Annotated in this window: 7 protein-coding genes and 3 pseudogenes; 5 read left to right on the top strand and 5 right to left on the bottom strand. The window is 69.2% G+C overall.

From position 1 onward, the window contains the following. Positions 1–262: 262 nt before the first annotated feature. The 4 genes and pseudogenes from ACZ56B_RS31215 to ACZ56B_RS31200 form a co-directional block, all read left to right on the top strand. Positions 263–493 (top strand): annotated as a pseudogene (locus ACZ56B_RS31215) (ATP cone domain-containing protein); the annotation flags it as partial. A gap of 25 nt (positions 494–518) precedes the next feature. Further along, positions 519–1,424, top strand: a pseudogene (locus ACZ56B_RS31210) (IS5 family transposase). A 460-nt stretch (positions 1,425–1,884) separates the two neighbouring features. Then, positions 1,885–2,418, top strand: coding sequence for a hypothetical protein (locus ACZ56B_RS31205; RefSeq protein ID WP_468797916.1), 534 nt, complete (start codon positions 1,885–1,887; stop codon positions 2,416–2,418). A 357-nt stretch (positions 2,419–2,775) separates the two neighbouring features. Then, entirely contained in the window at positions 2,776–3,063 is a 288-nt protein-coding gene (locus ACZ56B_RS31200; RefSeq protein WP_468797913.1) for a hypothetical protein, read from the top strand. Positions 3,064–3,612: 549 nt separating this feature from the next. On the opposite strand, the pseudogene ACZ56B_RS31195 reads toward ACZ56B_RS31200, so the two are convergent. Together ACZ56B_RS31195 and ACZ56B_RS31190 are read right to left on the bottom strand one after the other, a co-directional pair. After that, a pseudogene (locus tag ACZ56B_RS31195) lies at positions 3,613–3,780 on the bottom strand (IS256 family transposase); the annotation flags it as partial. A gap of 246 nt (positions 3,781–4,026) precedes the next feature. After that, positions 4,027–5,034 (bottom strand): GlxA family transcriptional regulator, encoded by a 1,008-nt coding sequence (locus ACZ56B_RS31190; RefSeq protein WP_468797910.1) that lies wholly within the window; start codon positions 5,032–5,034, stop codon positions 4,027–4,029. A gap of 44 nt (positions 5,035–5,078) precedes the next feature. On the opposite strand from ACZ56B_RS31190, the gene ACZ56B_RS31185 reads away from it, so the two are divergent. Beyond that, a complete protein-coding gene (locus ACZ56B_RS31185; RefSeq protein WP_468797907.1) occupies positions 5,079–5,858 on the top strand; it encodes an NAD(P)H-dependent oxidoreductase in 780 nt (259 codons plus the stop codon). A 17-nt stretch (positions 5,859–5,875) separates the two neighbouring features. Here ACZ56B_RS31185 and ACZ56B_RS31180 read toward each other — a convergent pair whose 3' ends face one another. The 3 genes from ACZ56B_RS31180 to ACZ56B_RS31170 are packed head-to-tail and all read right to left on the bottom strand — an operon-like array spanning position 5,876 to position 7,137. Next, entirely contained in the window at positions 5,876–6,088 is a 213-nt protein-coding gene (locus ACZ56B_RS31180) for an IS3 family transposase (RefSeq protein WP_468797904.1), read from the bottom strand. 45 nt (positions 6,089–6,133) lie between these two features. Continuing rightward, complete coding sequence (locus ACZ56B_RS31175; protein WP_468797901.1) at positions 6,134–6,763, bottom strand: IS3 family transposase; 630 nt, start codon at positions 6,761–6,763, stop codon at positions 6,134–6,136. Then, positions 6,760–7,137 (bottom strand): transposase, encoded by a 378-nt coding sequence (locus tag ACZ56B_RS31170; RefSeq protein WP_468797898.1) that lies wholly within the window; start codon positions 7,135–7,137, stop codon positions 6,760–6,762. Before ACZ56B_RS31170 ends, ACZ56B_RS31175 begins: the two co-directional genes overlap by 4 nt. Positions 7,138–7,469 lie beyond the last annotated feature (332 nt).

The raw sequence follows: 7,469 nt of genomic DNA, 5'->3' as shown, positions 1-7,469 counted from the left end.
CCTCCCCCCCCCCCCCCCCCCCCCCCCCCCCTCCCCCCTCCCCCCCCCCCCCCCCCCCCCCCCGCCGCCGGCCCGCCTGGCCGGGCCGGCGGTCCCCGAAGGCGACGGCGTGCGATGTGCCGGGTTCGTGTCAGTGAGGTGGTTGGCAGTGGCTGGCGGCTGCTTCCTGGCGTATTTTCGCAAGTGACGGAGGAGTGAGCGGCTGTCTGCTGCTGACATCGGGGTGACACGGACAACGCCTCTCACTGTCACGGAGCGGTGTATCCCATGGTGGCTCACTGACACGAGGTCGAGATGTCGCAGCACGTCGATCCGCAGGCGCCGTCAGTGCCCCGACTGCTCCCGTCGCTTCACCGCAATGGAGACCTACTCCCTCATGGTGATCAAGCGAAGCGGGGTTGCAGAGCCCTTCAACCGCACCAAGGTCATCAGCAGCGTTCGGAAGGCGTGCCAAGGTCGCCCAGTCACCGAGGACATGATGGCCCAGCTAGGCCCTGTCCGGCGGATCATGTGACCTTATGACTGGTCGCTCGTTGGTTCGGGCATGGGGCGGGGGGCTGACGAACCACGAGTGGTCGCTGCTGGAGCCGCGTCTGCCGCCGTCAGGTGGTCGGGGTGGCCGGTGGAACGACCATCGCACCGTGGTCAACGGGATCCTGTTCCGGATCCGGACCGGTGTCCCCTGGCGGGACCTGCCGGGACGCCACGGGTCGTGGAAGACCGTCTACGAACGGCATCGTCGCTGGTCGGCGGACGGCACGTGGGACCGGATCCTGCAGGCGGTCCAGGCCGACGCCGACCTCGCCGGCCGGATCGACCGGTCGATGGTCGGCGTCGACTCGACGTCCTGCCGGTCCCATCAGCACGCGGCCGGCGCCCGCAGGGCCCGGCCGCGGATCCCGAAAAAAGGACAACGCCCCGGCACCACCGCCCCGACGAGGGACTCGGACGGTCCCGGGGTGGCCTGACCTGCAAGATTCACCTCGCCGGCGAAGGCGGCTGCCGTCCCGTGGCCGTCCTGGTCACGCCCGGCCAGTGGGGCGACGCTCCACAGCTGATCGAGGTCCTGGACCGGATCCGGGTGGCCCGACCGCTGACGTGGACGGCCCAGAACCCGGTCCGACCACGTCAGCGGCGACAAGGCATACAGCTCGCGCCGCAACCGCCGCCACCTGCGAAGACGCCGCATCCGGCACACGATCCCGGAGCCGAAGGACCAGCGGGCCAACCGCCGACGCAGAGGCAGCGCGGGCGGCCGGCCCACCGGCTTCGACCGCGAGCTCTACCGGCGCCGCAACGAGGTCGAACGCACAGTGAACCGCCTCACGAACTCCCGGGCGGTCGCCACCCGTTACGACAAGCGGACCTACGTCTTCCACGGGACCGTCACAGTCGCAGCGATCCGCTTATGGCTCAAACCATGATCCACCGGACAGTGGCTAGGGGCTGACGCGGGTGAGGCGCTCGAAAGTGTGATCAGCGGCGTGCACCTGCGGGACCCGCAGGTTCTTACCGGCCGCAGCTATCCGTGATAGGCGTCAATGCGGCGCCTGTCCGGTTCACCTGCTGGGCTGCGTGTCGAGGTGGCGCAGAGCGGAGGTTTCAGTCATTCGGCAGCCCCGGCCTACCGGGCCTGCGAAACGGGCGTGTCGCTGTTCCAGTCATGCGCGGCACGATGCCCGGGCGATGACGGACTTGGCACTGCCCCCGCTCTCCCTGAGTCAAACGCGGCGCTCCGCATGGGCCGATACCCACACCTCGTCACTTCCTGTACTCGATCAGTCGCGCTTTGCTTCCGGTGCACGTATCCGTCGGCCGGACCGCACCTCGCCCCGGCGACGGTGCACCATGTCCGGAAGGGGAAGACCGCATGGCCAACGAGCTGTGCTACGGCGACCGCATCCACCTGCAGAACCTCTACCAGGGAGACGGCGGCTACCTGGACTCCAACGGCAACGCCACCGCCCCCGGCGCCAAGTACGGCATCTACACCGCCGCCACCGCCAACCGCGACGAGGGCACCGGCACCTGGGAAGTCGTCTCCGGCTCCTGCGCCGCCACCGGCTCCCCGTCAAAAGCGGCGACATCATCTACCTGCGCAACCTTTACCGCGGCAACGGCGACGCCGGCCCCGCACAGAAGAACGCCGGCAGCCTCTACGACGTCACCACCGCCTGGGGCAAGGACCGCGACGAGAACAGCAGCCGCTGGCAGATCTTCGACCAGACCGCCATCCCCCGGGACGGCATCGTCCGCTTCAACGACACCGTCCTGCTGTGGAACACCTACCACGGCCGCGGAGGCTTCCTGGAGACCAACGGCAACGGCACCGTCACCGGCGTCCGCTTCGAAGTCGACACCAACCCCTACTTCAACCGCGCAGCCGACGTCACCCTCTGGAAGATCCTGCGCGCCTGACCCGCAGCCCGTGACACCCGGTGCGGGGCCGACCCCATCGGCCCCCCACCGCTCACGCAGACGCTGTATATGACGCCTGCTCACGCTCAATCACGACTACCGCTTCGAGCGCGGTGACAAGGCCATCCGGTGCCTCACGACGAACTGGACCCGACCGGCTCCGCCCCTTCTGACAACGACCAGCCTCGCCGACACCACTGCCACGGCCGTACACGCGCACCCAGCGGCCGCTGCGGTCACAGGACACGAGCGCGCAGCCACCCCGAGCCCGGCCAAGACCCCCAGGAAACAGCTGCCTGAGCGGTCACCGCGCTGCTCCGGTCCACCAGCCCTCCTTCGAAAGACCAAGGAACCCGAATGGAACCGACCCACAACGCAACCGATGCCGAGGCGGAGACCCGCCGGGAAGTGCTGGCGGCAATCACCCGGCAGGCCCGCGCAGTGGGGGACCAGGCGGACCCGGACAACGCCCGGCTGCTGGAGCACCTGGCCCGTGCGGTAGCGGCGTTGTCCGGCGCGGCAGGCCCGGCGCCCCAGACACCGGCCGACGCAGACCCACAGGACCAGCTGCAGATGGTGGCTCCTGCCGGGCAGCAGCGAGCCGGAGGTCACAAGGTCGGCCTGGCACTGGAACTGGAACAGTAGTCGGAGCCTGTGACCAGCCCTCTGCCCTGACCGGCCCCTTCCAGCCGGAGCGAGCAGCCCGGCGACCGCAGTCCCCGTGGTACGGACCCTGGTGGTGGTGCCGCCAACGTACGCGAGGCGGCCGGCGGTGTCACACCCGCCGAGCAGCAGCGTCCGGGACCGGCGGCCAGGGAGCCCGTGACTCCACCGACGATTACCCCCGCCGTCTCCCTCACCTTGTACCTGAGCCAGCCGACCCTGGTCACAGGCCGATAGACGTCATAGAGCCACTTGAAGACCACGCCTTCCAGACCGACGGGCCTCAGAAGCTGTTGTCTTTTCGATCTTGGGAGATGCGCGTCGAACGGGAGTCCCGATCGGGTGGTCGCGGGGCGCTGGGCGCATACGAACAGGACTTCCTGAACAGCTCGTTGGTGTCGAATCACCGAGCAGCAGCGGGAAGGCCCTGGTGCAGCAGTCCTGCGTGCCGATGGCCGGGCAGTCCAGCGCGGTCACCTGGGAGTGTGACTGCCTGGCTCACCGGTTCGGAAACGCCGCCGACAACGGGACGAAGGCGGTGCGGGCGTCGGTGTGCTCGTTCCACTGGGCGCCGATCCGGCCGCTGAGCTCGGCCTCGATCAGCTCCTGCAGCATGCGCTCGGCGACGTTGCGGACGAGCTCGAGCCCGTCCCCCGTGCGCAGTGACTCCAGCAGGCGTTGTAGGTCAGACTGGGACAAGACCGCCGGGCACCTCCAGTGTTGAACTGGCTGTTCACCAGGGAGATTTGCACGGTGGCCTGCCCGATGCGCAGGAAGCGGAGACCGTCGCCGGATGCACGCCCCGGGCACCCGCTCGCGCACACCCGCACGGTGATCGCCTACACCATCTCGCGGGACGCCATCCAGGCCGGTGGTGTGCTCAGCTTGACTCTGAAGCTCAGAACTCCTGACGGGACGGTCGCCATGACCCTCGCGCGTGGCGGGTCAGGGGCCGCGGAACGTGGCGCGGTAGGCGCTGGGTGAGACCCCTAGTTCGGATCGCAGATGCAATCGCAATGAGCCGGCGGTGCCGAAGCCCGCGGTGACGGCGACCTCTTCGATGGGCAGGTCGGTGCGTTCCAGCAGGGAGCAGGCTCGCTCGATGCGCTGTCGGGTGAGCCACCGTCCCGGCGATGTGCCGATCTCCTCTCGGAAGCGGCGGGTGAAGGTTCGCGTGCTCATCGATTCCTGGTCTGCCAGTTCCCGGAGCGTGACGGGCCGGTGGAGGTTTGCGAGTGCCCATTGGCGCGCTTTGCCGGTCGAGGAGACACTCGGGTCCGGCATCGGCCGCTGCACGTACTGCGCCTGCCCGCCCTCGCGGTGTGGCGGGACGACGGAACCGCGCGCCACGTCGTTGGCGACTGCTGCGCCGTGGTCGGTGCGGATCATGTGCAGGCACAAGTCGATGCCCGACGCCGCTCCGGCAGAAGTGAGGACGCCGTCGTCGTCGGTGTAGAGGACGTCCAGGTCGAATACGACCTCCGGGAACCGCTCCCGGAACCGGGCGGATGAGCGCCAGTGCGTGGTTGCCCGCCGCCCTGTCAGCAGGCCCGCCGCGGCCAGCACGAACGAGCCCGTACAGATCGAAGCGATCCGTGTGCCCGGTTGAGTCCGCGCCAGCGCGGCGGTGAGCGAGGGGTCAAGCGGCCCGCTCCAGGGTTCGAAGTCGTCCTCGGAGCCGGGGACGATGACAGTGTCGGCCTCGGCCAGTGCCTCGAGGCCGTGAGCGACGGTGATGGAGAAATCGGCGTCCGTGTGCATCACGCCGGGCTCGGTCGCGCACGTCACGATCTCGTAGAGCGCGGCGCCGGCGGCCGAGCGCGCCTGGCCGAAGATCCGGTGGACGATGCTGAGTTCGAACGACAGCACCTTGTCACGGACCAGGACCGCCACTCGGTGGCACCCGTCCTCGGCGAAAGCAGCCATGGCCTGATCCTCGCACATATTGTCCATCAGGCCAGTCGTCGTGGCGGTGCCGCACGGTCACCATCGACGTCATGAACATTCTTTGGATTCTTGCCCACCCCGAACCCCGCTCGCTCAACAGCTACCTCGCCGCGGAGGGACAGCGCGCGCTGCGCGCTGAAGGTCACCAGGTCGAGGTGTCGGACCTGTACGCAATGGGCTGGAACCCCGTCGTCGACACCGCCGACTACGCCCACCCCCCGGCGAAGCGGTTCCAGGTCGCTGCCGCTGCGAAGCAGGCGTACGAGAGCGGCGCGCTGAGCGCCGACATCCGAGCCGAGCAGGAAAAGATCAACCGGGCAGACACCATCGTGGTCCAGTTCCCGATGTGGTGGTTCGGAATGCCCGCCATCCTCAAGGGCTGGTTCGACCGGGTCTGGCACCAGGGCTTCGCATACGGGTTGCGCGGTCCGAACGGCGAGTGGATCGGCTACGGGGACGGGTTCCTCGCGGGCAAGCGTGCGATGACGGTTGTGACCATGGGCGGGCCGGCAGGATTATACGGTGAGCGGGGCATCCACGGATCCGTCGACGAGCTGCTGTTCCCGCTGCAGCACGGCACCCTGTTCTACGCGGGCGCGGAGGTGCTGCCCCCGGTGCTGATCACGGGTGCCGACCGGTTCACGCCCGAGGAGGGCGAGGCGGCGGCCGAGGAACTGCGCGAGCGCCTGCTCGCGATTCCGACGACCGAGCCGATCGCGTACCGACCGCAGAACGGCGGAGACTACGACCACGACCTCGTGCTGCGACCGGACGTGGCACCGGGGCTGACCGGTCTGGGAGCGCACGTGGCCTGTGAAGTTTCCCCGTGATCTTGGACACTCGATCTCTATGCCGCAAGGGTGTGCTGGTGGCGCTGCCTGGTCTCGGCCGGGGTGAGGTAGCCGAAGACCTTGTGCTTGCGTAGGCGGCGCCGGTTGTAGAACGCCTCGATGAAGGCGAAGACCTCGACGCGGGCGGTGGCCCGGTCGGCCCGGGTGCGGGTGCCGATCTCTTCCTTGAGCAGGGCCCAGAAGCTTTCCGCGGCGCATTGTCGAAGCATGATCCGGTACGGCCGCCGCTTTGTCGCAGGCCCAACTCACGTATTTCACTGCGGAACCCTGCTGATGTGTATTCGCTGCCGCGATTCCGAGTGTGTGATGCATCCCGGCTGCAGGCCGCCGCGGCCGTGGGCCATCTTCAGGGCGTCGACGACGAGGGAGGCGCGGTGGTGGGCGGCCATCGCGTATCCGACGATCTCGCGGGTGGCCAGGTCCAGCCAGCAGGCGAGGTAGAGCCGGCCCCCGGCGGTGGGGAGGCAGGTGATGTCCCCGACCGGCTTCGTGCCCGGCCGCTCGGCGTGGAAGTCGCGGCCGATCAGGTCCGGGGCCGGTCTCGCCTTCTTGTCCGGCCGGGTCAGCGAGCGCCGTCGACGGCGGTGGGCGCCCTGGATACCGCGTTCACCCATGACGCGGGCGACGCGTTTGCGGTTCACCGCCCGGCCCGGGCGCCGCAGTTCGGCGTGGATGCGCGGGACGCCGTACGTGTGGCGGGATGCGACGTGGATGACGGTGATCTCGTGGGCCAGGGCCTCGTCGGCCGCCTGCCGTGCGGCGCGGGCCTTCGCCGCCGCCTGCCAGGCGTAGAAGGAGGAGCGGGCCACGTTCAGCAGCCGGCACAGGAAAGCGACGCCGTGGGTGGTCTTCTCCGCTTCGATGAACGCGTACGTCTCGTTCATCGATCGCTTTCCTTCGCGAAGAAGACCGCGGCTTTTCGCAGCACCTCGATCGTCTTGGCCTGCTCGGCGCTCTGCTTCCGCAGTCGCTTGAGCTCCTCACGCTCGGCACCGGTCAGCTCGCCGGGGCGTCCTTCGCCTCGGTCCACCTTCGCCTGGCGGTACCAGTTGCGCAGAGACTCCGGACTCACCCCGAGTTCCCGGGCGGCCTCGGTGACTGTCCGGCCTGTGGAGTGGGCCCTGTCCCCGAGTGGTGGACACCTCTGAGCCCGGCCCTGCCAGGGGCCGGGAAGGAGGCATCTTTTATGGTGATGAAGGTCTACTCGCCCGAGTTCAGGGCGGATACTGCCGCGCTGTACCTGTCGGATCTGCAGCACGGACAACTGCCCGCGTCGCACTTTCGCCGCCGCGCGGCGACGGCGGGGGAGGCGGCGGCGGGGGAGGCGGCGGCTCGGTCAAGCGGGTGCAGCCGGTCGACGTGAACAGGACCAGCATCGTGGTGGTCAACGCCGTGTGCATCGTTCGCCGGACCGGCCGGCATCGGAGTGCGGGCAGGGGAAAGGGACGGAACTCATCGAAGTCTCTGGCTCACCGGTTCGTGCTCCTCGCGGGCCGGGGGGGGGGGGGGGGGGGGGGGGGTGGGGGGGGGGGGGGGGGGTGGGGGGGGGGGGGGGGGGGGGGGGGGGTTTGCGCTTCTGTTCTCTCGCAC

It is taken from the genome of Streptomyces sp. NPDC034670 (genome assembly GCF_055574875.1).
The sequence above is the reverse complement of the archived record's forward strand: the minus strand, read 5'-3'. Positions and strand labels throughout refer to the sequence as shown.

What these genes read in the sequence shown, in the direction of transcription:
- ACZ56B_RS31200 (WP_468797913.1), top strand. Translation starts at nt 2,776, where the DNA reads ATGGAACCGACCCACAACGCAACCGATGCCGAGGCGGAGACCCGCCGG.
- ACZ56B_RS31190 (WP_468797910.1), bottom strand. Translation starts at nt 5,034, where the DNA reads ATGGACAATATGTGCGAGGATCAGGCCATGGCTGCTTTCGCCGAGGAC.
- ACZ56B_RS31185 (WP_468797907.1), top strand. Translation starts at nt 5,079, where the DNA reads ATGAACATTCTTTGGATTCTTGCCCACCCCGAACCCCGCTCGCTCAAC.
- ACZ56B_RS31180 (WP_468797904.1), bottom strand. Translation starts at nt 6,088, where the DNA reads ATGCTTCGACAATGCGCCGCGGAAAGCTTCTGGGCCCTGCTCAAGGAA.
- ACZ56B_RS31175 (WP_468797901.1), bottom strand. Translation starts at nt 6,763, where the DNA reads ATGAACGAGACGTACGCGTTCATCGAAGCGGAGAAGACCACCCACGGC.